At 72.7% G+C, this 26,343-nt stretch carries 24 protein-coding genes; 16 read left to right on the forward strand and 8 right to left on the reverse strand.

The window, feature by feature from the left end; translation table 11 throughout:
* The first annotated feature begins 22 nt into the window (after nucleotides 1-22).
* On the forward strand, nucleotides 23-1,075 hold the full coding sequence (locus tag E1285_RS05080; RefSeq protein ID WP_243722570.1) for a 4-oxalomesaconate tautomerase: 1,053 nt from the start codon (nucleotides 23-25) through the stop codon (nucleotides 1,073-1,075).
* On the forward strand, nucleotides 1,072-2,019 hold the full coding sequence (locus tag E1285_RS05085) for a catechol 2,3-dioxygenase (RefSeq protein WP_132148553.1): 948 nt from the start codon (nucleotides 1,072-1,074) through the stop codon (nucleotides 2,017-2,019). The genes E1285_RS05080 and E1285_RS05085 overlap by 4 nt, the downstream gene beginning before the upstream one ends.
* Here the strand turns inward: E1285_RS05085 and E1285_RS05090 are convergent.
* Nucleotides 2,012-2,773, reverse strand: a complete 762-nt coding sequence (locus E1285_RS05090; RefSeq protein ID WP_132148555.1) for an NAD(P)-dependent oxidoreductase — start codon at nucleotides 2,771-2,773, stop codon at nucleotides 2,012-2,014. The two genes, E1285_RS05085 and E1285_RS05090, sit on opposite strands and share 8 nt — an antisense overlap.
* Nucleotides 2,774-2,907: 134 nt before the next feature.
* On the opposite strand from E1285_RS05090, the gene E1285_RS05095 reads away from it, so the two are divergent.
* Both E1285_RS05095 and fusA read left to right on the forward strand, forming a co-directional pair.
* A complete protein-coding gene (locus E1285_RS05095) occupies nucleotides 2,908-3,540 on the forward strand; it encodes a GntR family transcriptional regulator (RefSeq protein ID WP_207946409.1) in 633 nt (210 codons plus the stop codon).
* 129 nt (nucleotides 3,541-3,669) lie between these two features.
* Nucleotides 3,670-5,691, forward strand: coding sequence for an elongation factor G (fusA, locus tag E1285_RS05100; RefSeq protein ID WP_132148557.1), 2,022 nt, complete (start codon nucleotides 3,670-3,672; stop codon nucleotides 5,689-5,691).
* A 35-nt stretch (nucleotides 5,692-5,726) separates the two neighbouring features.
* Here the strand turns inward: fusA and E1285_RS05105 are convergent, their stop codons facing one another.
* Nucleotides 5,727-6,650 (reverse strand): LysR family transcriptional regulator, encoded by a 924-nt coding sequence (locus tag E1285_RS05105; protein WP_132148559.1) that lies wholly within the window; start codon nucleotides 6,648-6,650, stop codon nucleotides 5,727-5,729.
* Between the two features lie 113 nt (nucleotides 6,651-6,763).
* Here E1285_RS05105 and E1285_RS05110 point away from each other — a divergent pair, with 113 nt between their 5' ends.
* The 7 genes from E1285_RS05110 (at nucleotide 6,764) to E1285_RS05140 (ending at nucleotide 13,847) form a co-directional block, all read left to right on the forward strand.
* Entirely contained in the window at nucleotides 6,764-7,630 is an 867-nt protein-coding gene (locus tag E1285_RS05110; protein ID WP_132148561.1) for a xanthine dehydrogenase family protein subunit M, read from the forward strand.
* Nucleotides 7,627-8,121 (forward strand): (2Fe-2S)-binding protein, encoded by a 495-nt coding sequence (locus E1285_RS05115; RefSeq protein WP_132148563.1) that lies wholly within the window; start codon nucleotides 7,627-7,629, stop codon nucleotides 8,119-8,121. Before E1285_RS05110 ends, E1285_RS05115 begins: the two co-directional genes overlap by 4 nt.
* Nucleotides 8,118-10,520 (forward strand): aerobic carbon-monoxide dehydrogenase large subunit, encoded by a 2,403-nt coding sequence (locus E1285_RS05120; protein ID WP_132148565.1) that lies wholly within the window; start codon nucleotides 8,118-8,120, stop codon nucleotides 10,518-10,520. Before E1285_RS05115 ends, E1285_RS05120 begins: the two co-directional genes overlap by 4 nt.
* Nucleotides 10,517-11,254: an XdhC family protein gene (locus E1285_RS05125; RefSeq protein WP_132148567.1), complete on the forward strand. Its 738-nt coding sequence runs from the start codon at nucleotides 10,517-10,519 to the stop codon at nucleotides 11,252-11,254. Before E1285_RS05120 ends, E1285_RS05125 begins: the two co-directional genes overlap by 4 nt.
* A gap of 83 nt (nucleotides 11,255-11,337) precedes the next feature.
* A complete protein-coding gene (locus E1285_RS05130; RefSeq protein WP_132148569.1) occupies nucleotides 11,338-12,159 on the forward strand; it encodes a hypothetical protein in 822 nt (273 codons plus the stop codon).
* Nucleotides 12,160-12,309: 150 nt separating this feature from the next.
* Nucleotides 12,310-13,659 carry a biotin carboxylase N-terminal domain-containing protein gene (locus tag E1285_RS05135; protein WP_132148571.1) on the forward strand — a complete coding sequence of 450 codons (1,350 nt, stop codon included), beginning with the start codon at nucleotides 12,310-12,312 and terminating at the stop codon, nucleotides 13,657-13,659.
* A complete protein-coding gene (locus E1285_RS05140; protein WP_132148573.1) occupies nucleotides 13,656-13,847 on the forward strand; it encodes a hypothetical protein in 192 nt (63 codons plus the stop codon). The genes E1285_RS05135 and E1285_RS05140 overlap by 4 nt, the downstream gene beginning before the upstream one ends.
* Here E1285_RS05140 and E1285_RS05145 read toward each other — a convergent pair.
* Nucleotides 13,844-14,338 (reverse strand): GNAT family N-acetyltransferase, encoded by a 495-nt coding sequence (locus tag E1285_RS05145; protein WP_207946411.1) that lies wholly within the window; start codon nucleotides 14,336-14,338, stop codon nucleotides 13,844-13,846. The two genes, E1285_RS05140 and E1285_RS05145, sit on opposite strands and share 4 nt — an antisense overlap.
* Nucleotides 14,331-16,010, reverse strand: coding sequence for an acetolactate synthase (locus E1285_RS05150; protein ID WP_132148575.1), 1,680 nt, complete (start codon nucleotides 16,008-16,010; stop codon nucleotides 14,331-14,333). The genes E1285_RS05145 and E1285_RS05150 overlap by 8 nt, the downstream gene beginning before the upstream one ends.
* Before the next feature lie 107 nt (nucleotides 16,011-16,117).
* Between E1285_RS05150 and E1285_RS05155 the strand changes: the two genes are divergently transcribed.
* A complete protein-coding gene (locus tag E1285_RS05155) occupies nucleotides 16,118-17,809 on the forward strand; it encodes a carotenoid oxygenase family protein (RefSeq protein ID WP_132148577.1) in 1,692 nt (563 codons plus the stop codon).
* 10 nt (nucleotides 17,810-17,819) lie between these two features.
* On the opposite strand, the gene E1285_RS05160 is transcribed toward E1285_RS05155, so the two are convergent.
* A complete protein-coding gene (locus tag E1285_RS05160; protein WP_132148579.1) occupies nucleotides 17,820-19,043 on the reverse strand; it encodes an MFS transporter in 1,224 nt (407 codons plus the stop codon).
* A 96-nt stretch (nucleotides 19,044-19,139) separates the two neighbouring features.
* Between E1285_RS05160 and E1285_RS05165 the strand changes: the two genes are divergently transcribed.
* The 3 genes from E1285_RS05165 to bioB all read left to right on the forward strand — a co-directional run bounded on the left by E1285_RS05165 (nucleotide 19,140) and on the right by bioB (nucleotide 21,932).
* Nucleotides 19,140-20,087 (forward strand): LysR family transcriptional regulator, encoded by a 948-nt coding sequence (locus E1285_RS05165; RefSeq protein ID WP_132148581.1) that lies wholly within the window; start codon nucleotides 19,140-19,142, stop codon nucleotides 20,085-20,087.
* A 120-nt stretch (nucleotides 20,088-20,207) separates the two neighbouring features.
* The gene (bioD, locus tag E1285_RS05170; RefSeq protein ID WP_132148583.1) at nucleotides 20,208-20,933 is read left to right on the forward strand and encodes a dethiobiotin synthase; all 726 of its coding nucleotides are present in this window, start codon (nucleotides 20,208-20,210) and stop codon (nucleotides 20,931-20,933) included.
* A 3-nt stretch (nucleotides 20,934-20,936) separates the two neighbouring features.
* Entirely contained in the window at nucleotides 20,937-21,932 is a 996-nt protein-coding gene (gene bioB, locus E1285_RS05175) for a biotin synthase BioB (protein WP_132148585.1), read from the forward strand.
* A 108-nt stretch (nucleotides 21,933-22,040) separates the two neighbouring features.
* On the opposite strand, the gene E1285_RS05180 is transcribed toward bioB, so the two are convergent.
* Nucleotides 22,041-22,844: a GntR family transcriptional regulator gene (locus E1285_RS05180; protein ID WP_243722572.1), complete on the reverse strand. Its 804-nt coding sequence runs from the start codon at nucleotides 22,842-22,844 to the stop codon at nucleotides 22,041-22,043.
* A gap of 37 nt (nucleotides 22,845-22,881) precedes the next feature.
* A complete protein-coding gene (locus tag E1285_RS05185) occupies nucleotides 22,882-24,054 on the reverse strand; it encodes an 8-amino-7-oxononanoate synthase (RefSeq protein WP_132148587.1) in 1,173 nt (390 codons plus the stop codon).
* A 75-nt stretch (nucleotides 24,055-24,129) separates the two neighbouring features.
* Between E1285_RS05185 and E1285_RS05190 the strand changes: the two genes are divergently transcribed.
* On the forward strand, nucleotides 24,130-25,800 hold the full coding sequence (locus tag E1285_RS05190; RefSeq protein WP_132148589.1) for a sensor histidine kinase: 1,671 nt from the start codon (nucleotides 24,130-24,132) through the stop codon (nucleotides 25,798-25,800).
* 96 nt (nucleotides 25,801-25,896) lie between these two features.
* Here E1285_RS05190 and E1285_RS05195 read toward each other — a convergent pair whose 3' ends face one another.
* The gene (locus E1285_RS05195; RefSeq protein ID WP_132148591.1) at nucleotides 25,897-26,151 is read right to left on the reverse strand and encodes a WhiB family transcriptional regulator; all 255 of its coding nucleotides are present in this window, start codon (nucleotides 26,149-26,151) and stop codon (nucleotides 25,897-25,899) included.
* Nucleotides 26,152-26,343: the final 192 nt, after the last annotated feature.

A 26,343-nucleotide genomic window follows, 5' to 3' on the forward strand; every position in this document is an offset into this window, starting at 1 on the left:
ACCGAACCGTGAGCACCGGCTCGTGAACACCGGCGTTCGCTGCATGGTGATGCGCGGCGGCACGTCCAAGGGCGCGTACTTCCTGGCCGGGGACCTGCCGTCCGACCCGGCCGGACGCGACGACCTGCTGCTGCGCGTCATGGGCACCCCCGACCCGAGGCAGATCGACGGGATCGGCGGCGCCCACCCGCTCACGAGCAAGGTCGCGGTCGTCTCCCCGGCCGCCCGGCCCGGCGCGGACGTCGACTACCTGTTCCTCCAGCTCGGCGTGGACGAGCCGACCGTCTCCGACCGGCAGAACTGCGGCAACCTGCTCGCCGGCGTCGGGCCGTTCGCCGTCGAGCGCGGCCTGGTCGCGGCGGGGGACGGGCGGACGAGCGTCCGCATCAGGATGGTCAACTCGCAGAGCGTCGCGACCGCGACGTTCCCCACACCCGGCGGGGCGGCCGGCTACGACGGGGAAACCGCCATCTCCGGTGTGCCCGGCACCGCCGCTCCGATCCTCCTGGACTTCGCGGAGACGGAAGGGTCGTCCTGCGGGTCGCTGCTTCCCACCGGCCGTCTCCGCGATGTGGTCGACGGCGTCGAGGTCACCTGCGTCGACAACGGCATGCCGGTGGTCGTGGCGGCCGCGTCCGGCCTCGGCGTCACCGGATACGAGAGCCCGGACGAGCTCGACGCGCTGCGCGGCCGCGTCCAGTCGCTGCGGCTCCGGGCCGGCGAGCTGATGGGCCTCGGCGACGTCGCCGCCGCCTCGGTGCCCAAGACCACCCTGCTCGCCCCGCCCCGCGACGGCGGGACGATCTGCACGCGCACGTTCATCCCGCTGCGCGTGCACACCTCGATCGGCGTGCTCGGCGCGGTCAGCGTCGCCACCGCGGTGCTGATGGACGGCGCGGTGGGCCACGACCTCGCCGAGTTCCCGCCGCCGGGCGTCCCGATGAGCGTCGAGCACCCGACCGGCCGCCTCGACGTGCGGGTCGAGCTGGACGGCCTGACCGTGCGCCGGTCGAGCATCGTCCGGACGGCACGCAAGCTTTTCGACGGAACCGTCTTCCCCCGGAGCAGACCATGACCATCAAGCACGAGATCGCCCACGTCGGACACGTCGAGCTGCTGACGCCCGAACCGGAGAAGAGCCTGTGGTTCTTCACCCGCGTCATGGGCCTCACCGAGAACGGCACCGAGGGCGACTCGGTCTACCTGCGGACGTGGGACGACTACGAGCACCACAGCCTCAAGCTCACGGCGCACGGCACGCCCGGCATCCGGCGGACCGGGCTGCGCACGTCGTCCCAGGAGGCGCTGGACCGCCGCGTCAAGGCGATCGAGGACGCGGGCCTCGGCATCGGCTGGCGCGACGGCGACCCCGGCATCGGCCCGGCCTACGTGTTCCGCGACCCGGACGGCCACGAGCTGGAGGTCTACTGGGAGTCGGAGTGGTACCAGGCGCCGCCGGAGCTGGCGCCCGCACTGAAGAACCAGGCGCAGGCGTACCCGGCGATGGGCGTCTGCGTCCGCCGCCTCGACCACGTCAACTTCTTGGCCGCCGAGGTCGAGCCCAGCACCGACTTCCTGAAGGACGTGCTGGGCGGCCACCCGACCGAGCAGATCCGTCTCGACGACGGCACCATCGCCGGACGCTGGGTCACCTTCACCAACAAGTCCTACGACCTCGTCTACACGCGGGACCGGACGGGTAGCAACGGCCGCCTGCACCACATCGCGTTCGCGACCGACACCCGCGAGGACATCCTCCGCGCGGCCGACATCTTCCTCGACAACGGCGTGTTCATCGAGACCGGCCCGCACAAGCACGCCATCCAGCAGACGTTCTTTCTCTACGTCTACGAGCCGGGCGGCAACCGCGTCGAGCTGTGCAACCCGTGCGCCCGCCTCGTGCTGGCACCGGACTGGAAGACCGTCACCTGGACGGAGGCGGAACGAGCGAAGGGCCAGGCGTGGGGTTTGAAGACCATCGAGTCCTTCCACACCCACGGCACGCCGCCCGTCAGCTAGAGAGGCGTTCCAGGAGGTCACGGCTGGCGGTGGCCATCGTGGGCGGGACGTCCAGTTCGTCCAGCATGGTCGTCGCCGCCTCCATCTCCGCGGCGCGGCGCACGGCGTGCCTGTAGGTCCCCGTGACGAGCCGCTCCACGGTGGCGTCCCCGGCGGCCGTCAGCTCGTCGACGATGTTCTGCCGGAGCCAGTCCTCGCAGCCCGCGGCCCGCGCGGCTTCCAGCGCCTCGACGACCGACCCGGCCAGGCCCTTGAAGAAGACGCTGCGGAGCAGCTTGCGGCCGGCCGCCGCCCCGGCCTCCGCGTCCATCACCTCGACGGACGCGCCGAGCGGCGCGAGGACCCGGCGGACGTCTGCGGCGCCGTCGCCGCAGGCCAGCATCGGGGTGCGCAACCCGCGTCCCGGCACCGGAGCCATGATCGCGACATCGGCGAACCGGACCCCGCCCGCCTTCGCGACGGCGTCCAGTTCCCGCTTCAACCCGGGCGACGCGGTGTTCAGATCGGCCCAGACGGCACCGTCGCCGGCCGCGCCGACACCCGCCTTGAGCGCCGCCAGGGCGTCATGGGAGCTGTTGACGCTCAGCACCAGACCGGCCCCGGCGGCGGCCTCGGCCTCGCTCCCCGCCGCGACCATCCCGTCCGGCGCGGGCACCGCCGGGTCGTATCCGCGCACCACCGCCCCGGCCGCGACGAGATCGTTCCCGATCGCGCCGCCCGCCTCACCGAGCCCCAGGACCGCGATGGTCGGCATGACGTTCCTCCTCGATGACGCCCCCTGCTGAGCTACCCTAGATTAGCGACAAAATTGGCGACAATTGAGTGGCTTCATCCGGCCCGTGTCCTGGGGTCCGGTAGGCCGGATGCGACCGAGGGTTCGGAGTGGCCGTGAGTGACGTGGTGGCGGGGATCCGCGAGGCGATCCTCAGCGGCGAGTTCGTGCCGAACCAGCGGCTGATCGAGGCCGATCTGTCCGAGCGGTTCGCGGCCAGCCGCGCCGCCGTCCGCGCGGCGCTGCTCGAACTCGCCAACGAGGGGCTGATCGAGCGCCTCCAGAACCGCGGCGCCCGCGTCCGCGCGGTCTCCCTCGAAGAGGCCGTGGAGATCTCCGAGGTCCGCATGGTGATCGAGGGCCTGTGCGCCGCCAAGGCCGCCGAGCGCGCCGGCGAGGCCGACATCGCCGAGCTGCGGTCCATCGGCGAGGACATGCGCGCCGCCGTCTCGTCCGGCGACGTGTTCGGCTACTCGCGGCTGAACGAGCGGCTGCACGGGCGCATCCGCGAGATCAGCGGCCAGCGGACGGCCGCCGGCGTCCTGGAGCGGCTGCGCGCCCAGAACGTCCGCCACCAGTTCAGGCTCGCCATGCACCCGGGCCGCCCGCAGGTCTCCCTCCCCCAGCACCTGGAGATCATCGAGGCGATCGCCGCCCGCGACCCGGAGACGGCCGAGCGCGCCGCCCGCACCCACCTGCGCAGCGTCATCGAAACCCTCTCCGAGATCGACCGCCGCCGCGCCACCTAGGAACGGCCGCTCCCCGGCGTCCCCCGAAAATCCTTCGCCTCGGCGCGTTCCCCGCCGTTACCGTCTCACTTGCCGCGAGCGACGATCTTGTTCCGCGGCGGTCGTCATCGAGCGAACAGGAGGATTCCGATGACAGCCATGACCCTTGCCCTTGCCAAGGTTCGCAACATCGGAATCATGGCGCACATCGACGCCGGCAAGACGACGACCGCCGAGCGCATCCTGTTCTTCACCGGTGTCTCGCACCGGATCGGCGAGGTCCACGACGGCGCCGCCGCGCTCGACTACATGAAACAGGAACGCGACCGCGGCATCACGATCACGTCCGCGGCCACGACCTGCCGCTGGGCGGTCGACGAGGTGGAACACACCATCAACCTCATCGACACGCCGGGGCACGTCGACTTCACCATCGAGGTCGAGCGGTGCCTGCGCGTCCTCGACGGCGCCGTGGCGGTGTTCGACGGCATCGCGGGCGTCGAGCCGCAGTCGGAGACGGTGTGGCGGCAGGCCGACCGGTACGGCGTCCCGCGCGTCTGCTTCGTCAACAAGCTCGACCAGGCCGGGGCCGACTTCCACCGGTGCGTCGGCATGATCGGCTCGCGGCTCGGGGCCCTCCCGCTGGTCATGCAGCTGCCGATCGGGTCCGGGCCCGGATTCGAGGGCGTCGTGGACCTGGTCTCCGGGCGGGCCCACGTCTGGTCGGACGACGGATACGCGGTGGTGGACGTCCCGGCGGCCCTGGCCGAGGACGCCCGGCGGTGGCGCGGCACGCTCATCGAGACGGTCGCCGAGCATGACGAGGAGTTCATGGGGCTGTACCTGGACGGCGCCGAGCCGTCGCAGGAGCAGCTGCACGCGGCGGTCCGGCGGCTCACGGTCGCCTCGTCGGTCACTCCCGTGTTCTGCGGCAGCGCGTTGAAGGACAAGGGCGTCCAGCCCCTCCTGGACGCGGTCGTGCGGTACCTGCCGTCGCCGCCGGACATCGAGCCGGCCACGGCCGAGGAACCGCTGTCCGCGCTCGCGTTCAAGATCATGAGCGACCGGTATCTGGGCCGGCTCACCTTCGTCCGGATCTACTCCGGACGGCTGGTGGCCGGGACGTCCGTGCTGAACAGCGTCAAGTCGCGCAAGGAGCGCATCGGCAAGATCTACCGCATGCACGCCGACCGCCGCGAGGAGATCGGGTCGGCGGGCGCGGGCGACATCGTCGCGGTCATGGGCCTGAAGCAGACCACGACCGGCGAGACGCTGTGCGACGACGGGCATCCGGTCGTCCTGGAGTCCATGGACTTCCCGGACCCGGTCATCGAGGTCGCGATCGAACCGAAGTCCAAGGGCGACAGGGAGAAGCTCGGCGCCGCCATCCAGCGGCTCTCCGAAGAGGACCCGTCCTTCCAGGTCCACGACGAGAACGGGCAGACCGTCATCGGCGGCATGGGCGAACTCCATCTGGAGATCCTCATCGACCGCATGAAGGAGGAGTTCGGTGTCGGCGCCAACGTCGGCCGGCCCCGCGTCGCCTACCGCGAGACCATCCGGCGCCGCGTGGACAAGCTCGACCACACGCACCGCAAGCAGACGGGAGGCAAGGGCCAGTACGCGAAGGTGCAGATCTCCCTCGAACCCATCGAGGAGGGGTACGAGTTCGTCAACCGGGTCACCGGCGGGCGGATCCCGAAGGAGTTCATCCCGTCCGTGGACGCGGGCTGCCAGGAGGCGATGCAGACCGGCGTCCTCGCCGGGCACGAGCTGACGGGCGTGCGGGTCACCCTGCTCGACGGTGACTTCCACCCGATCGACTCGTCCGAGCTCGCCTTCAAGATCGCCGGTTCGATGGCGTTCAAGGAGGCCGTCCGGCGCGCGTCCCCGGTACTGCTCGAACCGGTGATGGCCGTCGAGGTCACCACGCCGGAGGAGTACCTGGGAGCGGTGATCGGCGACCTCAACGCCCGCCGCGGCCGGGTCGAGGGGACGGGCGAGCGGGCCGGCGCCCGGGTCGTCCGCGCCCTGGTCCCGCTGTCGGAGATGTTCGGCTACGTCGGGCACCTGCGCGGCAGGACCTCCGGCCGGGGCGTCTTCACGATGCAGTTCGACTCGCACGCCGAGGTCCCGCCCTCGGTGGCCGAGAAGATCATCTCGGCGGGTTGATCCCGCGCTGACCGGGGCCGTGCACGCGGCCCCGGTCAGCTCCAGATCGTCACGTAGACCGGGGGGCGGAAGCGGGACGGGGGGACGCCCGAGCCGGGGGAGCGCATGATGTGCAGGGCCTCGGCGGTGCCGAGGAACCGGCGGAACGAGCCGGACAGGGGCGGGCGGCGGTCGGGCGCCAGCGTCGTGGCGTGCCAGCGGATCTCCACCGGGGTCGCGGGGGTCGCGATGACGCGCAGCTCGCCGCGCTGGACGCGCGGCGCGACCAGGTGCGCGAGAGCGACGGCGAGACCGTCGCCGTCGGCGGCGGCCCCCCACGCGGCGGTCTGGTTGGGGTAGACGCGGACCCTGTCCTCGGGGACCTTCAGGCGGCGCAGCAGCCGGGACGTCTCGCTGGACGGGTCGGTGCCGGACGGGTCGACCAGCCACAGCGGGTGCGGGACGGCCGCGGTGCCGACGGCCACCAGGCTCGCGCGGAACACCGGTTCGCTGACGAGGCCCTGGTCGTCGGCGAGGTGAGGGCCGAGTGCCACGTCCGCCAGGCGGTTGTGCAGCAGGACGGGCATCTCGCGCCCGGCGACGACGCCCGCGCTTCCCTCGACCTCGCGTGCGGAACGGGCGGCGAACGCGTCCAGCAGCGGGGTCGCGACGAACTCCGCGATGGCGGGGACGGCGACGACCCGCAGCGCCTCCGGTGCGCCCTGGGCGGCGCGGACCGCGCCCTCCGCCTCCGCGCCGAGCACCACCATCTGCGACGCGATCGGCAGGAGGCGGGTGCCGCCCTCGGTCAGCGTCATCCCGCCGGGCCCGCGGACCAGAAGAGGGTCGGTCAGGTGCTGCCGAAGCGCGGCGAGGGCCTGGGAGACCGCGGGCTCGCTCACGTTCAGCGCCCGGGCGGCCTCCTTCACCGAGCCGAGCCGGGCGACGAGGACGAACGCGCCGAGCTGCGTGAGGGTCATGCCGCAAGTGTGGGCCCCCGCGACGCCGGGCGTTAAGTCTTTGCTTATTCGGCTGTTGTGCCTGTTCGCGGGCGGGGTGAGAATCCCGCCACATCCCATCCCGAGGGGGCGTCGTGCAGGTACCGGCGAGCTTCGAGTACGAGAAGGCGACGACCGTCGAGGAGGCCCTCGCACTGCTCGCGCGCCACGGAGACGAGGCGAGGGTGGTCGCCGGCGGCCACAGCCTGATCCCGATGATGAAACTGCGGCTCGCCCAGCCCGAGGCGCTGATCGACATCAACGGCGTGGGCGAGCTGTCCCGCATCCGGATCGAGGGCGACGCGCTGTGCGTCGGGGCGCTCGTCCGGCACGCCGAGCTGCTCGATTCGGCGGTCGCGGGGGAGCACTTCCCGATCCTGCACGACGCGGAGCGGGTGATCGCCGACCCGGTGGTCCGCAACCGCGGCACGGTCGGCGGCTCGCTGTGCCAGGCCGACCCGTCCGAGGACCTGTCGGCCGCGTTCGGCGCGCTGCGCGCGTCCGCGGTGATCCGGGGCCCGGACGGGGAGCGGACGGTGCCGCTCCGCGAGTTCCACACCGGCCCCTACGAGACGGTCATCGAACCGGGCGAGCTGCTCACCGAGCTGCGGGTGCCCATAAGACCCGGAGGGGCGAGCGCGTACGAGAAGGTCGAGCGGCGCGTGGGGGACTGGCCGCTCGCCGCCGCCGGAGCCGCCCTGTGGATGGACGGCGACCGGATCGCCGAGGCCGGGATCGGGCTGACCGCCGTCCGCGCCGAGCACTTCGTCGCGGCCGAGGCGGAGGACGCGCTGCGGGGCGCCGTGCCGTCCGAGGAGGCGTTCGCCGAGGCCGGGCGGATCGCCGCCGAGCACTGCGACCCCGGCTCCGACCAGCGGGGCCCGGCCGACTACAAGCGCCACCTGGCCGGAGAGCTGACCACACGCGCACTGCGCCGCGCCTACGAGAGGTGGCAGGGATGAACATCACCGTGACGGTCAACGGGCAGCCCTACACCCGCGACGTGGAGCCGCGGCTGCTGCTCGTCCACTTTCTGCGAGACGACCTGGACCTCACCGGGACGCACTGGGGCTGCGACACGTCCAACTGCGGCGCGTGCGTCGTCTGGCTGGACGAGGTGCCGGTGAAGTCGTGCACGGTCCTGGCGGTGATGGCGTCCGGCAAGGAGGTCCGCACCGTGGAGGGGCTGGAACGTGACGGGGAGCTCGACCCCGTCCAGAAGGGCTTTTCCGAGTGCCACGGCCTGCAGTGCGGGTTCTGCACCCCGGGCATGCTGATGACGTCGAGGTGGCTGCTCGACCACCGTCCGGACCCGACCGAGGCGGAGATCCGCGAGGCGGTGTCGGGGCAGATCTGCCGGTGCACCGGCTACGAGAACATCGTCCGCTCCGTCCGGTGGGCGGCCGAGCACCCCGCCGAGCCGGCCGAGCAGTCCGAGGAAGTGACCTCATGAGCGAGAACGGGCACAGCGACAACGGGCACGGCGGGAACGGGCAGCATGGGTTCGGCAGGGTGCCGCGCAAGGAGGACGCCCGCTTCATCCGCGGCCAGGGCAACTACGTCGACGACATCAAGCTGCCGGGGATGCTGTACGGGGCGGTGCTGCGCAGCCCGCACGCCCACGCCCGGCTCCTCTCGGTCGACACCACGGCCGCCGAGGCGCACCCGCAGGTCAGGGCCGTCATCACCGGGGAAACCCTCTCCGGCCTGAACCTCGCGTGGATGCCGACGCTGTCCAACGACGTCCAGGCCGTCCTCGCTACCGACAAGGTGCGGTTCCAGGGACAGGAGGTCGCGTTCGTCGTCGCCGAGACGCACTACGCGGCACGCGACGCGCTGGAGCTGATCGACGTCGACTACGAGGCGCTGCCACCGGTGATCGACGCCCGCACCGCGCTGGACGACGGCGCCGCGCTCATCCGCGACGACGTGGAGGGGCGCACCGACAACCACATCTTCGACTGGGAGGCCGGCGACGGGGAGCAGACCGACCGGGTCTTCGACGACGCCGAGGTGGTCGTCGCCCAGGACATGCTGTACCCGCGGGTGCATCCCGCGCCGCTGGAGACGTGCGGGATCGTCGCCGACATGGACAAGGTGACCGGCAAGCTCACCGTCCACACCACCACCCAGGCGCCGCACGCGCACCGCACCGTCTACGCGCTGGTCGCCGGGCTGCCCGAGCACAAGATCCGGGTCATCTCGCCCGACATCGGCGGCGGCTTCGGCAACAAGGTCGGCATCTACCCCGGCTACGTCTGCGCGATCGTCGGGTCCATCGTCACGGGACGCCCGGTCAAGTGGATGGAGGACCGGTCGGAGAACCTGATGACCACGTCCTTCGCCCGCGATTACCACATGCGCGGTGAGATCGCCGCGACGCGCGACGGCCGCATCCGCGGGATCCGGGTGAAGGTCCTCGCCGACCACGGCGCGTTCAACGGCACCGCGCAGCCGACGAAGTTCCCCGCCGGGTTCTTCCACGTGTTCACCGGTTCCTACGACATCGAGGCCGCGCACTGCGCCGTCACCGGCGTCTACACCAACAAGGCGCCCGGCGGCGTCGCCTACGCCTGCTCGTTCCGCATCACCGAGGCCGCCTACCTGGTCGAGCGCATGATCGACCTGCTGGCGGCCGAGCTGGACACCGACCCCGCCGTGCTGCGGCTGCGCAACCTGCTGCGCTCCGAGCAGTTCCCGTACTCGACGGCGACGGGCTGGGAGTACGACTCCGGCGACTACCCCCGCACGCTGCGCACCGCGATGGACATGGCCGGGTACGACAAGCTGCGCGCCGAGCAGGCCGACCGGCGCGAGCGCGGCGACGGCCCGCTGATGGGCATCGGGATCAGCTTCTTCACCGAGGCGGTCGGCGCGGGCCCGCGCAAGCACATGGACATCCTCGGGCTCGGCATGGCCGATGGTGCCGAACTCCGCGTCCACCCCACGGGGAAGGCCGTGCTGCGCATCTCCGTCCAGACGCAGGGGCAGGGCCACGAGACGACGTTCGCGCAGATCGTCGCGCATGAACTCGGCATCCCGTACGAGGACGTCGACGTCGTGCACGGCGACACCGACCAGACGCCGTTCGGGCTCGGCACCTACGGATCGCGGTCCACGCCGGTGTCGGGCGCGGCGACGGCGGTGGTCGCGCGGAAGGTGCGCGAGCGCGCCCGGATCGTCGCGGGCGCGATGCTGGAGGCCGCGCCCGAGGACCTCGAATGGACGCCGGGACGGTGGACCGTCCGCGGCGACCCGTCGTCCGGCGCCACGATGCAGGAGATCGCCATGGCCGCGCACGGCAGCCTCGAACTGCCGGAGGGCGTGGAAGGCCACCTCGACGCGACCACCGTCTACAACCCGCCCAACCTCACCTACCCGTTCGGCGCCTACATCGCGGTCGTGGACGTCGACCCGGGCACGGGCAAGGTCACCGTCCGGCGTTTCATCGCGGTCGACGACTGCGGTGTCCGGATCAACCCGACGATCGTCGAGGGGCAGGTGCACGGCGGGCTGGCCGACGGGGTCGGGATGGCGCTCATGCAGGTCATGGCGTTCGACGAGGACGGAAACCACCTCGGCGCGTCGTTCATGGACTACCTGCTGCCGACGTCGATGGAATGCCCGTCCTGGGAGCTGGGCGAGACCGTCACCCCGTCCCCGCACCATCCGCTCGGGGCCAAGGGCGTCGGCGAGTCCGCGACGGTCGGGTCGCCCGCCGCGATCGTCAACGCCGTCGTGGACGCCCTCCAGCCCTACGGCGTCCGGCACGCCGACATGCCGCTCACCCCGGCGAACGTCTGGCGCGTCATCCAGGGACGGCCCTTCCGCACGGACCTGGCGATCCCATGACGGACAAGACCGAGATCCTGCGCCGGGAACGGACGCCGTACGTGCTAGCCACGGTCGTCCGCGCGGAACGCCCGACGAGCGCGAAGACCGGAGACCGGGCGCTCGTGCTGCCCGACGGGACGATGGAGGGGTTCGTCGGCGGCGAGTGCGCCGAGTCGGCGGTGCGCGACCATGCGCTGGGCCTCCTGCGGTCCGGCGAGTCGACGCTCCTGCGCATCACCCCGGGGGCGGCGGCCGCACCCGTGGACGGGATGGTCACGGTCAGCAACCCGTGCCTGTCGGGCGGGACGCTCGACGTGTTCCTCGAAACGGTGATCCCGCCCGCCCTGGTCCACGTGTACGGGGACGGGCCGGTCGCCCGCGCGCTCGTCGACGTGGGACGCGCCGCCGGGTTCGACGCGCGGCCGGCCGGGGCCGCCGACCCGCCCGGCCCGGACGCGGCGGCGGTCGTGGTCGCCACCCACGGCCGGGACGAGGAGACCGTCCTCAAGGCGGCGCTGGACGTCGGCGTCCCCTACATCGGGCTGATCGCCAGCCGGAAACGAGGCACGGCGGTCACCTCGTCCCTGGAGCACGGTGACCGCGTCCACACCCCGGCGGGCCTGGACATCGGTGCCCGCACCGCCCCGGAGATCGCCCTGTCGGTCCTGGCGGAGATCCTTTCGCACCGTCCGGCCCCGGCCCGTGCGGCCGTTCCGCCCGAACCAGAGGCGGAGGCCCGTCACTGCCACTGAAAGTCACTGCCACCGACGGTTGACGGACGGTCGCGAACCGAATTAGGTTCGGCCGGTACCAGCGGGCGGACCGGAGGCGGCGGATGCAAGCGGCACGGCAGGCATGGCGACGGCTGGAACCGGTGCACAGCATGATCTACTTCGTGCCGGAGGCCCCGGAGCGGTACGCCGCCCTCGGCCTGGACACCTCGTCCGGCTACTTCGCGTCCCGTGCGGCCGCCTTCGGACGGGCGTCCGCCGAGATCGTCACCGCGACGTTCTACAACTTCAACCCGGCCGTCGTCCGCCGCGCGCTCCCGGCGGCCTGGGACGCGGCGAGCCCGGAGCAGGTGCTCGCCGCCCGGACGGACGCCGCCGGCGCCGCGCTCCGCCGCGCGGCCATCGACCGGCTGCCCGATCTCCAGGAGACCCTCGCCCTGGCCCGCCGCGCGGCCGAAGCGGCCTGCGACCACGTCCACGGCCGGCCGCTCTTCGCGGCGCACGCCGCCCTGCCCTGGCCGGACGAGCCGATCCTCCAGCTCTGGTGGGCCCAGACGCTCCTCCGCGAGTTCCGCGGCGACGGCCACATCGCCGTCCTCACCGCCGAGGGCGTCACCCCGCTTGAGGCCCTCGTCCTGCACGCGGGCACCGGCACCGTCCCCACCCCGTTCCTCCAGGCCACCCGGGCCTGGCCCGCGGACGAATGGGACGCCACCGCGGAACGGCTCCGCGGCCGCGGGCTGCTGGACGGCGAATCCCTCACCGCCGCCGGCAAGGACTTCCGACAGCACATCGAGGACCGCACCGACGCCCTGGCCGTCCCCGCCTACTCCGCCCTCGGCGAGGAGGACTGCGAGCACCTCGCCGAACTGGCCCGCCCCTACGGCAGGGCCGTCGTGGACGCCGGCCTCCTGAACCCCGCGTAGCGCGCGGCCGCCACATGCCCTGATCCGGCCGGACGGATCCGCGGCCGGGTACTTGTCGGCGGCCTGGCCGGACGCGGAGGCGGCGCTCCCGCTAGGGTCGGCCGGGTCGGGACATTCTGGTCCCGCCGATCCGCGAGGGGAAGTCCGCAGGTGTTCGAGTCCGTGCTCGTCGCGAACCGCGGCGAGATCGCCGGCCGGATCATCCGCACGGCACGCGCGATGGGGATCAAGGCCATCGCGGTGTACTCGGAGGCCGACGCCGGCCTGTCGTTCGTCGCCGAGGCGGACGAGGCCGTCCTCATCGGCCCGCCCAGTCCCGCACGCAGCTACCTCAACGTGCCCGCGGTCCTGGAGGCCGCGCGCCGGACGAACGCGCAGGCCGTCCACCCCGGCTACGGGTTCCTCGCCGAGAGCGCCGAGTTCGCCCGCGCGGTCGCCGGCCAGGACCGCGTGTGGGTCGGGCCGCCGCCGCTCGCCGTCGCCCGGCTCGGCAACAAGATCAACTCCCGGAACCTGATGAAGGAGGCGGGCGTCCCCGTCGCACCCGGCGTGTGGGAGCCCGTCCCGGACGCCGGCACCGCGGTCGAGGAGGCCGCGCGCATCGGCTACCCCGTGGCGGTCAAGCCCGCCGCGAGCACCGGCGGCGCCGGCATCGGCGTCGCCCACGACGAGGCGGCGCTGCGCGAGGCGTACGAGACCGTCCGCACCCGGGCCGCATGGCTGTTCCACCAGGACGACGTCCTGCTCGAACGGTACGTGGAGGGCGCCCGGCACATCGAGGTGCAGATCTTCGGCCTCGCCGACGGGACCGTCGTGGCGCTCGGCGAACGGGACTGCTCCGTCCAGCGCAACGACGAGAAGGTCGCCGGCGAGACCCCGTCGCCCGGCGTCACCCCGGCGCTTCGCGAGCGGATGCTCGCCGCCGCCGTCCGCGCCGGCGAGGCGGTCGGGTACCGCGGCGCCGGCACCGTCGAATGCCTCGTCGACCCCGCCGCGCAGGAGTTCTTCTTCCTGGAGATGGACACCCGCCTCCAGGCCGAGCACCGCGTCACCGAACTGGTCACCGGCATCGACCTCGTCGAGCAGCAGTTCCGCGTCGCCGCCGGCGAACCCGTGTCGTTCACCGGCGCGGCGCCCCGCGGCCACGCCTTCGAGTTCCGTGTCCACGCCGAGGACCCGCAGCGGTTCTTCCCCAGCGCGGGCAAGATCAAGGTGTGGGAGGAGCCGGTCGGCGACGGTATCCGCATCGACGCCGGATACGCCGAGGGCGCCACCGTCACGACCCACTACGACCCGATGCTCGCCAAGCTGTGCGTCCACGGCGACGACCGCGACCACGCGCTGCGCCGGGCCCGCGCCGCCGTGGACAACCTCCGCATCGAGGGGCTGCCGACGAACCTGCCCTTCCTGCGGGAACTGCTCGACCACCCCGAGTTCGCGGACGGCACCTACGACACCGGGGTGGTGGAGCGCATGCGCACACCGGGGGCGGAACGTTGAGCTACTGCGACCGCTGCGGGGAACCCGCCGCCGAGGGCGACCACTCCGCCTGCCGCACCGCCCTCCTGATGGAGCCGCCGCGCTACTGCCCGCGCTGCCGCCGCCGGATGATCGTCCAGGTCACGCCGCTCGGCTGGACGGCCCGCTGCTCCGAGCACGGCGCGCTGGAGCCGGGGGCCGCGTCCTAGAACGTCAGGGCGTAGGTGAACAGCTTCAGGCCGGGGACGGGCTCCCAGTCGCGGTCGGGGGTGCGGACGAAGCCCATGCGCTCGTACAGGCGGTGGGCGCCGTCCATGTCCGGCTGGGTCGACAGGCGCACGGCACTGAGCCCTGCCGCGCGGGCACGGTCGGTACACGCCCGCACCATGGCCTGCCCCACGCCTTTGCCGCGGGCCTTCTCCCGGACGGCGAGCATCCGGAACTCGGCCTCGCCCGGCCCCGCGACCTCGGCGTAGGGGCTGCCGGGCGGGCAGTACGCGACGGCGCCGGCGACCTCGCCCGCGACCTCGGCGACGAGCAGTTCGGACCCGGCGGCGCGGTCGGCGGCGTCCCGGAGCGTGCCCGCGTACGGGGACGCGGGCGACGTCAGGCCGCCGTCCACGTAGACCTCTACGGTCAGGTCGCCGACAAGCGCGTACTCGTCCGGCCGGGCCGGGCGGACGATCACGGGATCAGACACCGGTGGTCTTGCGGGGGTAGGAGACGTCCGGGTCGGTGGCGACGTTGACCAGGTACGGGACGCCCGAGTCGAACGCGCGGCGCAGCGCGGCCCCGATCCCGTCCGGGCGGGTGACCAGCTCACCGGCCCCGCCGAGCGCCTTCACGACCTCGTCGTAGCGGCAGTGCGGCTGCAGGTCGGCGGCCACGTCGTAGCCGTACAGCATGCGCATCGGGTGTTTCTCCAGCCCCCAGGATCCGTTGTTGCCCACGATCATGACGACCGGCAGGCCGTGCCGCACCAGGCTATCGGCGTCCATCAGCGACAGGCCCGCGGCTCCGTCGCCGAGCAGCAGCACCACCTGCGCGTCCGGGCGGGCCAGCCGCGCGGCGATCGCGTAGCCGAGCCCGGTGCCGAGGCACCCGTACGGGCCGGGGTCGAGCCAGCCGCCGGGCCGCCGCGGCTCGACGTACTTGCCCGCGTAGGACACGAAGTCGCCGCCGTCCCCGATCACCACGGCGTCGTCGTCGAGGACCTTGGACAGCTCCCCGTAGATCCGCAGCGGATGGACCGGGTCGGCGGCGGACGCGAGCAGGTCGATGTCGCCGGCGATGGCGGCGCAGGTGGCGTCGCGCAGGCCGTCCCGCCAGTCCGCGTAGGAGGCCGGGGACACGCCCGCCTTCGCGCAGGCGGCGGCGAGGTCGCCGAACAGCAGGGACAGGTCCCCGGCCGCGGACCCGGCGAGGCGCAGGTGGGTCGCGAGCTGGCAGGGCGCGTCCGCGAGGTGGACGACCTCGGCCGTCCCGTCGCCGAACGAGCCGTAGCCGAGCCGGAAGTCCAGCGGCGTGCCCGCGACGACGACGAGGTCGGCGTCCCCGAACGCGGTGCCGCGGGCGCGGGTGACGAGCAGCTCGTGCCCGGCCGGCAGGATGCCGCGGCCCTGGCCGTTGGCGACCACGGGCAGCCGCAGCTCCTCGGCGAACTCGCGGGCGGCCGCGTCGGCGCCGTCCATCCACACGTCCGAGCCGAGCACGAGGACGGGACGGCGCGCGGCCTTGAGCAGCGCGGCGACGCGGTCCAGCCGTTCGGGGTCGGCGGGGCGCTCCGGCGGCTCGGGGAGCCCGTCCTCGCGGGCCGGGCCCGCCGGGCCGAACAGGTGGTCCATGTGGATGTCGAGGAAGACCGGGCCGCGGTGCGGGGCGGCGGCGGTCGTGAAGGCGCGGGCGATGTCGGACGCGAGCGTGTCCGGCCCGCCCGCCGTCGCCGCCAGCTTGGTGACGGGCGCCAGGAGCGGCGGCTGGTCGAGTTCCTGCAGCGCGCCGGCGCCCCAGCGGCCCAGCGGGGCGCGGCCGCCGAGCACGACGACGGGGGACCCGTTGAAGTGGGCCGTCGTGATGCCGCTGACGCCGTTGGTGACGCCGGGGCCCGCCGTCAGGACGGCCAGGCCGGTGCGGCGGGTGAGCCGCGCCGTGGCCTCGGCCGCGAACACGGCGGTCTGCTCGTGCCGGACGTCCAGGATGCGGGGCACCGCGTCCTTTGCCGTCGGGTCGCCCCCCGTTTCGGCACCGGCCGCCTCGCCGACCGCGCCGTCGTACAGCGGGAAGACGTGCCCGCCCGACAGCGTGAACATCGTCTCCGCACCGTGCCTGCGGATCTCCGCGATCGCCGTGTCGCCACCGTGCCTGGCTCTCATGCACGCACCGTAACAAGCGACCGCTTGCTGCGCAGTAGTAGTTAGAGGGTTGACGACGAACCCTCCCGGGATGTTGATTGGCGGGAAGCCGACCCCCGGAGGCACCGATGCCGGTACCGCGCTCGATCCTCGGCAAGCAGGCACTCGCCGCCATGGACGTCGCCGACATGGACCTGGACGTCATCGCCGGCGCATGGCCGGACGACGTCCGCGGCCATTACGTCGTCAGCACGTCCGATCAGCGGACCCGCCCGCTGCACGCGTTCTTCGGCGACGGGATCATGGCCAGGCTGTCGCTCACCCCCGGCACCGGCGGCGCGCCCGCCGGCCGCTTCGCCTGGCGCGCCCGCGTCGTCGACACCCCGTCGGTCCGGCTGCGGGAGAAGCGTCCCGACCTGTTCACCGCCGGACCGGTCGGCACCAGCTCACCGTGGGGATTCGTCAACGCGGCCAACACCGCGCCGCTGCCGTGGGGCGACCGGCTCTTCGTGACCTGGGACGCCGGACGCCCGGTGGAGGTCGACCCCGTCACGCTGGAGTTCGTCGCCGAGGTCGGGCACCGCGACGACTGGAAGCCGGCCATGGACCAGGCCGTCCTGCCGCTCGTCTCCACCACCGCCCACCCGGTGATCGACCCCGAGCGCGGCTGCCTGTGGAGCGTCAGCCGCGACGTGATCACCGGCGCCGTCGCCGTCATCGGCTACGACGGGACGGGGACCCGCGTCCAGCGCTGGGACGTCGAGAACGCGGTGCTCCCGCAGGCCACGCACACCATCACCCAGACCCGCGACTGGCTCGTCCTCGCCGACACCGCCTACAAGATCGACACCGACGAGGTCTTCGGCGGCGAGCGGACCGTCGCCAACAATCCCGATGGTCCCGTACTGCTCATCCGCAAGGACGACCTGGTTCCAGGGCGCGGAACGGTCTCCTGCAAGCAGTTCCGCATCGCCCCCGAGGTCAACCACTTCTACGCCCGCTACGACGACACCGACGGCGTCCAGGTCGTGATGGAGCACAGCGAAGGCGTGGACATCGGGATGTACCTGCGCGAGGACGACATCGACGTCTACGGCCGTCCGATCGACCCGGCCTTGCGCGGCATGTACTGCCACGGCATGACGCCCGCGCTCACGACCGTCCTGCAGTTCGACCCGGAGACCGGCCAGGTGCGGGAACGCGCGCGCGCCAGCGACCCCGAACGGTGGTGGCAGGCCGAACTGTCCGCCATCGACTGGTGCATCGAAGGGCAGACCGACCCGACCCGCCACCACCTCATCTACCTCGGCTTCCACCCAGAGGCCATCAACCAGCGGGCCATGCGCAACTACGAGGGCCGCATAGACCCGTCGCTGTTCCCCGCAGAAGAGACCCCGGCCGTCCTGGTCACCCACGACCGCGAAGACCTCAAGGCCCTGTCGGAGTGGACGTTCGCCCTGGACGACTACCCCACATCGCCGTCGTTCGTCCCGCGCGGCCGAGGCGGCACCCGCTACGCCGGTACGAACCCCGGCGGCCACGACGGCTACCTGGTCGTCGCCGTCCACAACGACGACCGCTTCCGCATCGAACTCTTCGACGCCGCCGACGTGGGCCGAGGCCCCATCTCCGTCCTGGCCCCGCCCAACGGCACGACGGTGCCGTTCCTCATCCACTCCGCATGGATGCCAGAAGCCAACCCGGCCCCGAACCTCGAACGCCACCGCTTCACCGACGACCTGGACGTCCGCCTAGACCAACTCGACCCCGACCTAGCCGCCACAGCCCGTGAGGTAGCAGCCGACCTGGACGTCCGCTAGCCGTACTCGGTCATGAGGTCGGCGACAGGCGGGCGGGCTTCGGTCCGGGCCTGGCGAGCCCCACCAGCAGGGAGGCCAGGGCGAGGGACGCGGTGCCCCACAGCAGCGGCACGATGCCCGCTCCCTCGACGACCAGGCCGCCGGCGAAGGCGCCCAGGGCGATCGAGCCGGCGAACACGCCCACGTACAGGCCGGTGATGTGCTCGACCCGGTCCGGTGCGGCGGTGGTCATCCACAGCTGTCCCCCCACGGAGAGACCTCCGTAGGCCACACCCCACAGGGCGATCGCCAGGCCGGCGGCCAGCGCGACGGTGCCGAACAGGGCGAGGTTCACCAGAGCGACCGTGATCCCCGTGGCGAGCAGCAGGACGGTCAGGCGCGGACGGCGTCCGGCGGCGGCTCCGGCGGCGAAGTTGCCGATCAGGCCGAACACGCCGTAGAGCAGCAACAGCAGCGCGATCGTGTTCGCCGGCATGCCGGCCAGCTCTTCGAGGGCGGGACGCACGTAGGTGTACGCGGCGAAGTGCGCCGTGACGAGTAGCACGACGACGACGAGTCCGGTGATGACCGCCGGGCGTGCCAAGGAACGGCGCCGCCCGGTCTCCGCCTCGCCCTCCGCGGCGACGGGACGGCGCAGCTCGGGCAGCGCGAGGAGCAGCGCGGCGGCGAGGAGCAGCGCCAGCGCGGTGAGCGCGCCGAACGCGGCCCGCCAGCCGGAGGCGTTCGCCGCCAGCGTGCCCAGGGGCACGCCGAGCACGGAGGCCGCGGCGATGCCGCTGACGGCGAAGGAGACCGCCAGGCCGGCATCGCGCGGTGCGACCAGCCGGGCCGCCACCGCCACCGCCAAGCCCCAGACGGTGCCCATGCCGACGCCGAGGATGATCCGTGAGACCACGAGCATCCCGAAGCCGCCGGCGATCGTCGTCAGGCCGTTGCCGATGGCCAGCACCGCCATCGCCGCGGCCAGCACCACCCGGCGGTCCAGGTGCCCCAGCAGCCGCGGCACGACCGGGGCGGTGACAGCCGAGACCACACCCGTGATCGTCAGGCTGGTACCGGTCGCGCCCGGGGAGATGCCCAGCCCGCCGGCCATCGGGGTGAGCACCCCTACCGGCAGCATCTCCGAGGTCACAACCATGAACGTGCTCAGCGTCAGCACGCCGACCGCGACCCATTGCGGCGGCGAGGTCCGGTCCTGTTCGACGCTTTCCGATGGGGGCGCAGAAGAGATCATGCCCACCAGTCCATTGCCGCCGAGACCCGGGAACAACAGCGATCTCCTCATCGAACGATGAGCCCGACTGATCGATGGGGACGTATGGTCGGAGACATGAGCAACGGGCTTCCGGCGATGCACCAGGCGCATCTGCAGCAGATCGAGTGCCTGCTCGCCCTGGCCGAGGAACTGCACTTCGGTCGCACCGCCCAGCGTCTGGGCTGCTCCCAGTCACGGGTCAGCCAGCTCATCGCCGCCCTGGAGACCCGGATCGGGGCACGCCTGGTCGAGCGCACCAGCCGCCGCGTCCGCCTGACCCGCGTCGGCGCGCAGTTCGTCAAGGAGGTCCGTCCGGCCTACCGCACGCTGCTGCGCACCTTCGACCGCGCCCGCGACCGCGCGATGCGCGGAGCCGTCGAAGAGCTGCGGATCGGGTTCACCGGCATGGTCTACGAGGAGATCACCTCCACCTTCCGCGCCCTGCGCGAGCAGCACGGCGTGGCCGTCCACACCCACGACCTGCCCGTCGGCTCGCCGTTCACGGCCGTGATCGACGGCGAGGTCGATGCGGTGATCGCCGAGCTGCCGGTGCACGAGACCGAGCTGACCGTCGGCTTCCGTTTCCCGCCCCAGGACCAGTTCATCGTCCTCAGCGCCGGTCACCCGCTCGCCGGCCGGGAGGCGGTCGACCTGGAAGGGCTCGCCGACTTCGACCTCCTGCACCGCATCGGTGACGCCCCCGGCTACTGGAAGGCCGCGCGCACGCCCCCGGCCACACCCTCCGGTGCGCCGATCCCCTCGACCGCGGGAATCATGACCATCCAGCAGGGCATGGCCCTGGTCGCGTCCGGACACCACGCGATGCTCGCCTGCCGCCCGCTGACCGAGTACCACGCCCGCACCGACCTGCGCTACATCCCCGTCCGCGGACTCGAGGCGACCAGCCGGCTCGGTCTGGTCTGGCGCTCCGGCCGCACCAGCCCGCCACTCGCGGCACTGGCCGACCTCCTCGAACGAGCAAGCCGACCCGAAGCGGAAACGGCGGTGCAGGTGGCGGTGTAGGGCAGACCGCCGATTCCGATCGCCGCGTTCCCCTGGACGGCCCGCTACAAAAAGCGGCCGCCGAAGACTGTGGGGTCCGGCCGCCGTCCCCGCCACGGCCCCGCGCTAGGGTCACGCCTTGTGAGTGTCCTCGTGGTGACCGGGACGTGTACGGGCGTCGGGAAGACCGTCGTCACTGCGGCGCTGGCCGCGGTCGCCGCCACGCGCGGCGCGCCCGCCGCCGTCGTCAAACCCGGGCAGACCGGCGTCCGCGACGGGGAGCCCGGCGACCTCGACGAGGTCCGGCGGCTCGCCGGACTCGACGACGTGCACGAGTTCGCGCGCTTCCCCGACCCGCTGTCGCCCGCCGCCGCGGCCCGCCGCGCCGGCGTCCCGCCCGTCCGGCTGCCCGAGGTGGCCGAACGCGTCCGGGAACTGTCCGGCGACCGCCGCCTGGTGCTGATCGAGGGGGCGGGCGGCCTCCTCGTCCGCTACGACGACGAGGGCACCACGATCGCCGACTTCGCCCGCTGGCTCGGCGCCGCCGCCGTCGTGGTGGCCCGCCCCGATCTCGGCACCCTCAACCAGACCGCCCTCACCCTGGAGGCGATGGCGCACCGCGGCGTGCAGCTCGCGGGCGTCGTCATCGGCGCGTGGCCGGACGACCCGGACCTCGCGATGCGCAGCAACATCCGCGACCTGGAGACCATCGCGGCCCGGCCGCTGGCGGGCGTCCTGCCCGCCGGCGCGGGCGCGCTGGACCCGGCGGAGTTCCTCCTGGCCGCGCACCGCGGCCTGGCCCCCTCGTTCGGCGGCGCGTTCGACGCCGCCGCTTTCCGTGACAGTTTCGGCCTCGACAAGGAGTAGTACGTGACAGACATCCTCGACGTAGCCCGCCGTCAGGTATTGGACGAGGGCAGGGGCCTGTCCGCCGCCCAGGTGCTCGAATGCCTGACCCTTCCCGACGACCGGCTGGAGGACCTCCTCGCGCTCGCCCACGACGTACGGATGCGCTGGTGCGGGCCCGAGGTCGAGGTCGAGGGCATCGTGTCGCTGAAGACCGGCGGCTGCCCCGAGGACTGCCACTTCTGCTCGCAGTCCGGCAAGTTCGAGTCGCCCGTCCGCTCGGTGTGGCTGAACATCCCCGAACTGGTCGAGGCCGCGAAGGAGACCGCGAAGACCGGAGCGACCGAGTTCTGCATCGTCGCCGCCGTCCGCGGCCCGGACGAGCGCCTCATGTCGCAGGTCCGCGACGGCATCAAGGCCATCAACGACGCCGTCGAGATCAACATCGCCTGCTCGCTCGGCATGCTCACCCAGGAGCAGGTGGACGAGCTCACCGCGATGGGCGTCCACCGCTACAACCACAACCTGGAGACGGCCCGCTCCCACTTCCCGAACGTGGTCACCACCCACTCGTGGGAGGAACGCTGGGACACCCTCCGCATGGTCAAGGAAGCGGGAATGGAGGTGTGCTGCGGCGGCATCGTCGGCATGGGCGAGACCATCGAGCAGCGCGCCGAGTTCGCCGGCCAGCTCGCCGACCTCGAACCCGACGAGGTCCCGCTGAACTTCCTGGCGCCCCGTCCCGGCACCCCGTTCGCCGACCTCCCGCTGGTCGAGGGCGCCGACGCCCTCCGCACCATCGCCGCGTTCCGCCTCGCCCTGCCCCGCACCATCCTCCGGTACGCCGGCGGCCGCGAACTCACCCTCGGCGACCTCGGCACCCGCGAAGGGATGCTGGGCGGCATCAACGCCGTAATCGTAGGCAACTACCTGACGACCCTGGGCCGCCCAGCCGAAAAGGACCTGGAACTCCTCACCGACCTGCAAATGCCCATCAAGGCCCTGAGCCAGACCTTGTGAGACTCACACGACCATGACCATCCGCTCCCGGATGATGCGCCGGATGTGATCGAGCACGACCTTCCCGGGAGTCGGACCGTCTCTTCCAGCGACCAGGACTCCTCGCGGTCAGCGGCGGAGGCGGGTGATGAACTTGTAGCGGTCGCCTCGGTACAGGGACTGGGCCCATTCGACGGGCTGGCCGGTGGTGTCGAGGGCGTGGCGGGAGAGCAGGAGCATGGGGAGGCCGACGTCCACGCCGAGGAGCTGCGCGTCGTGGGGGGTGGCCAGGACGGTCTCGATCGTCTCCTCGGCCTCGGTGAGGTGGACGTCGTAGGCGGTCGCGAGCGTCTCGTAGAGGGAGCGGTGGCGGGGGAGTTCGCGGCGCAGGCCGGGGAAGCGGCGGGCCGGGAGGTGGGAGGTGTCGATCGACATGGGTTCGCCGTCGGCGAGGCGCAGGCGGTGGACGCGCAGGACCCGGCCGCCGGGGCGGATGGCGAGCAGGGTGGCGAGGCGTTCGTCGGCGCTGACGTAGCCGGCTTCGAGGATGCGGGTCTCAGGGCGCAGCCCGTGGTGCCGCATGTCCTCGGTGTAGCTGACGAGCTGGAGTTCCTGCGACACCTTCGGCTTGGCCACGAAGGTGCCTTTGCCCTGGATGCGCTGCAGCCGTCCTTCGACGACGAGTTCGGCCAGGGCCTGGCGGACGGTGGTGCGGGACGTCTCGTACTTCTCGGCCAAAGTCCGTTCGGGAGGCAGCGGGCTGCCCGGCGGAAGCGACTGGATCAGCTCTACGAGCAGCTCTTTGAGCTTGTAGTACTTCGGGATACGGGGTGCCTGATTCGGGTGGCGCCTACCGATGTCGCCGAGCGAGGCCCGGTCGAATCCGTGCTCGAATCCGCCCCCGTGCCGGGGCCCGCCCCTGACCTCCGTCACGGCATCTCCTCACGTTCATCATCGGTTTTCCCCGATGTTATGTGTGAAGACTACGGGCGGTAGAAGACGCCACCTCAGCCAGGGCGGTGCCGAGGGCTGTGAGGTCCGACTCGTCCAGGGTGGCGCGCGCGGTGAGGCGGAGGCACGCGCGGCCCTTCGGAACCGAGGGCGGCCTGAAGCAGCCGGCGCGGAGACCGTGGTCGGCGCAGATCCCGGCCGCGCGGACGGCGGCGTGCGGCTCGCCGAGGTACACCGGGACGACGGCCGCGGCGGGTTCGGCGGTCTCCAGGCCGGAACCGGCCGCGAGCCCGGCGACGCGGCGGGCGCGGTCACGGGCGCGGGCGGGCAGTTCCGGGTCGGATTCCAGGACGTCGAGTGCCGCGAGTGCGGCCCCGGCGGCGGGCGGGTTCAGGCCGGTGTCGAAGATGAACGACCGGCCGGTGTCGACCAGCGTGTCGATCACCTCGGGGGCGCCGAGGACCGCGCCGCCCTGCGAAGCCAGCGATTTCGACAGCGTGAGCGTGAGGACGACGTCGGGCTCGCCCGCGAGGCCCGCGGCGTGCGCGGCGCCCCGTCCGCCGTCGCCGACGACGCCGAGCGCGTGCGCCTCGTCGATCACCAGCAGCGCGCCGTGCGTCCGGGCGGCGCGGTGCAGCGCCCCCAGCGGCGCGAGGTCGCCGTCCACGGAGAAGACCGCGTCGGTGACGACGACGGCGTCGTCCTCGTCGCGTTCGGCGAGGGCCTGCTCGACGGCGGCCGCGTCCCGGTGCGGGACGATCACGACGCGGGAGCGCGACAGCCTGCACGCGTCCACGATGGAGGCGTGGTTGACCTGGTCGGACACGACGAGCGTGCCCGGACCGGCGAGCGCGGTGACGGCACCGAGGTTGGCCAGGAAGCCGGAGGAGAAGACGAGCCCGGCGGGGCTGCCGGTGAACCCGGCGAGCCGCCGGTCCAGTTCGGCGTGCAGTTCGGTGGTTCCGGTGACGAGGCGCGAACCGGTGGAGCCGGTGCCCCACGCGCGCGCCGCCGCGACGGCGCCCTCGACCAGGCGCGGGTCGCCGGCGAGCCCGAGATAGTCGTTGGAGGCCAGATCCACGGGCCCGCCCGCGCCGCCGGGATGGGGACGCAGCGTCCGGCGCAGCCCGGCCTCGGCGCGCCGCGCAGCCGCGTCCCGGAACCTGGCCAGGGGGTCTCGTGCTGCGGTCATGCGGGAATCCTGCCAGGCCACCCGCGGGCCGGGGGAGCGGGCCCGGCACCAAGGCCGATCGGCGATGATGGTCACGTGCCTACCTTGACCGATCTCGTCCGCGATCAGACCGACCTCACCGAGGCCGACCTGGAGTGGCTGCACGCGCTGGTGTCGGACTGGCAGCTCCTCGCCGACCTGTCGTTCGCGGACCTGCTGCTCTGGGTGCCGCTGCGGTCGGCGGACGCGCTGCCCGCCGACGCCACGTCGCGCGGGGGCCGGGGCAAGCGGAGCGCGCTCGACACCGGCGCCACCGTGCCGGGCTGGGTGGCGATCGCGCAGATGCGGCCGACGACCGGCCCCACCGCCTACCCCGAGGACCTCGTCGGCAAGGTCGTCCGGACGGGACGGCGCGGGCTGATCGACGTGGCGTGGCGGGAGCGGCGGATCGTCCGGGAGGGCGACCCGGAGTGGGGGAGCGGCATCCCCGTCCGGGAGGAGTCGATCCCGGTGCGGCGCGGAGCCAAGGTCCTCGGGGTGATCCAGCGCAGCACGAACCTCAGCTCGGCCCGGACCCCGAGCCGGCTGGAGCTGACGTACCTGCAGAGCGCCAGCGACCTCGCGACGATGATCTCCGAGGGGCGGTTCCCGGTGCCGGGGGAGGAGCCCAACATGGTCCGCTCGCCGCGCGTCGGCGACGGGCTGATGCGGCTGGACCGCTCGGGCCGGGTCACCTACTCCAGCCCCAACGCCCAGTCGGCCTACCGGCGGCTCGGCTACCCCGCCGACCTGGTCGGCGAGGCGCTCGGGCAGGTCACCGCGGACCTGTGCGACACCGGGGAGCCGAGGGAGGAGGCGCTGAGCGTCGTCCTGTCCGGCCGCGCGCCCCGCGAGGTGGAGGTGGAGTCACGCGGGTCGATCATGCAGTTGCGGACGATCCCGCTGGTGGTCGGCGGGACGCGGATCGGCGCGGTCGTCCTGTGCCGGGACGTGACGGAGCTGCGCTGGCGCGACCGGGAACTGCTGACCAAGGACGCCACCATCCGGGAGATCCACCACCGGGTGAAGAACAACCTGCAGACGGTCGCGGCACTGCTGCGGCTCCAGGCGCGGCGGCTGCAGATCCCGGAGGGACGTGCGGCGCTGGACGAGGCGGTCCGGCGCGTCGGGTCCATCGCGATCGTGCACGAGACGCTGTCGCACACCCCCGACCAGCTGATCGACTTCGACGACATCGCGGACCGGGTGATCACGATGGCGGCGGAGGTGTCCACGCCGGAGACCAAGGTGACGCCCAAGCGGACGGGGAGCTTCGGCGTCCTGCCCGCCGAGGTGGCGACGCCGCTGGCGATGGCGCTCACCGAACTGCTGCAGAACGCCCTCGAACACGGCCTGGCCAGCCGTTTCGGGACCCTGGAGGTCGTCGCGCAGCGCCACGGCGAGGGCGAGGTCCGCGAGCGCGGCGGCGTGGCGGTCTGGGGGGAGTGGCCGGAGGCCGGCGATCACGAGTCCCGCGAGGTCACCGACGAGGAGGGCGAGGCGCCCGCCGGACGCCGCCTCGTCACGATCATCGCTGACGACGGCGTCGGGCTCCCGGCGGACTTCGACGTGGAGAGCAGCGACAGCCTGGGCCTCCAGATCGTCCGGACCCTGATCGTCGGGGAACTGGGCGGCAGCCTCGACTTCCGTCCCCGCCCCAGCGGCGGTACGGAGGTGGTCGTGGACGTCCCCCTGGACCACGACCATCATCCGGACCGGCCCGCGTGATCTCTTGCGGTGCCCGTGGCGTCAGGTGCGGAGGCGCCTTCCTGCGGCGGGCACTGCGGTGCGGTCAGAAGGCGCTGCGGTCAGAAGACGGTGCGATCAGAAGGCGCTGCGGGCACGGATGCGGGAGGCGCGGCGCTTGAGGGTGCGGCGTTCGTCTTCGCCCATTCCGCCCCAGACGCCCGAGTCCTGGCCGGACTCGAGGGCCCAGCGCAGGCAGGCGTCGGTCACGTCGCAGCGCCGGCATACCTGCTTGGCCTCTTCGATCTGCAGGATCGCGGGTCCGGTGTTGCCGATCGGGAAGAACAGCTCGGGGTCCACGTCACGGCAGGCTGCGCGGTGGCGCCAGTCCATGCGGTCCACTCCTTCGTCAGGTGGTGGAGAAGCTCCACTATTGTGAACGATTTCACATGTCGCGAACGCCTGGGGTGGCGGTGGCCAGGTCCAGGGGTGAATGTTCCGCGGCGCTTGCGAGCGGGAGGCCGACGGCGTTGGGGCCCCTGTCTCGGATAACGCACTTTGAGCGTGTCAGGGGGTCCCGGCAGG

It is taken from the genome of Actinomadura sp. 7K507 (genome assembly GCF_004348425.1).
GTDB lineage: Bacteria > Actinomycetota > Actinomycetes > Streptosporangiales > Streptosporangiaceae > Spirillospora.

What these genes read in the sequence shown, in the direction of transcription:
- E1285_RS05120 (WP_132148565.1), top strand. Translation starts at nt 8,118, where the DNA reads ATGAGCGAGAACGGGCACAGCGACAACGGGCACGGCGGGAACGGGCAG.
- E1285_RS05160 (WP_132148579.1), bottom strand. Translation starts at nt 19,043, where the DNA reads ATGATCTCTTCTGCGCCCCCATCGGAAAGCGTCGAACAGGACCGGACC.
- E1285_RS05125 (WP_132148567.1), top strand. Translation starts at nt 10,517, where the DNA reads ATGACGGACAAGACCGAGATCCTGCGCCGGGAACGGACGCCGTACGTG.
- E1285_RS05155 (WP_132148577.1), top strand. Translation starts at nt 16,118, where the DNA reads ATGCCGGTACCGCGCTCGATCCTCGGCAAGCAGGCACTCGCCGCCATG.
- fusA (WP_132148557.1), top strand. Translation starts at nt 3,670, where the DNA reads ATGACAGCCATGACCCTTGCCCTTGCCAAGGTTCGCAACATCGGAATC.
- E1285_RS05165 (WP_132148581.1), top strand. Translation starts at nt 19,140, where the DNA reads ATGAGCAACGGGCTTCCGGCGATGCACCAGGCGCATCTGCAGCAGATC.
- E1285_RS05150 (WP_132148575.1), bottom strand. Translation starts at nt 16,010, where the DNA reads ATGAGAGCCAGGCACGGTGGCGACACGGCGATCGCGGAGATCCGCAGG.
- E1285_RS05195 (WP_132148591.1), bottom strand. Translation starts at nt 26,151, where the DNA reads ATGGACTGGCGCCACCGCGCAGCCTGCCGTGACGTGGACCCCGAGCTG.
- E1285_RS05085 (WP_132148553.1), top strand. Translation starts at nt 1,072, where the DNA reads ATGACCATCAAGCACGAGATCGCCCACGTCGGACACGTCGAGCTGCTG.
- E1285_RS05090 (WP_132148555.1), bottom strand. Translation starts at nt 2,773, where the DNA reads ATGCCGACCATCGCGGTCCTGGGGCTCGGTGAGGCGGGCGGCGCGATC.
- E1285_RS05185 (WP_132148587.1), bottom strand. Translation starts at nt 24,054, where the DNA reads ATGACCGCAGCACGAGACCCCCTGGCCAGGTTCCGGGACGCGGCTGCG.
- E1285_RS05130 (WP_132148569.1), top strand. Translation starts at nt 11,338, where the DNA reads ATGCAAGCGGCACGGCAGGCATGGCGACGGCTGGAACCGGTGCACAGC.
- E1285_RS05105 (WP_132148559.1), bottom strand. Translation starts at nt 6,650, where the DNA reads ATGACCCTCACGCAGCTCGGCGCGTTCGTCCTCGTCGCCCGGCTCGGC.
- E1285_RS05115 (WP_132148563.1), top strand. Translation starts at nt 7,627, where the DNA reads ATGAACATCACCGTGACGGTCAACGGGCAGCCCTACACCCGCGACGTG.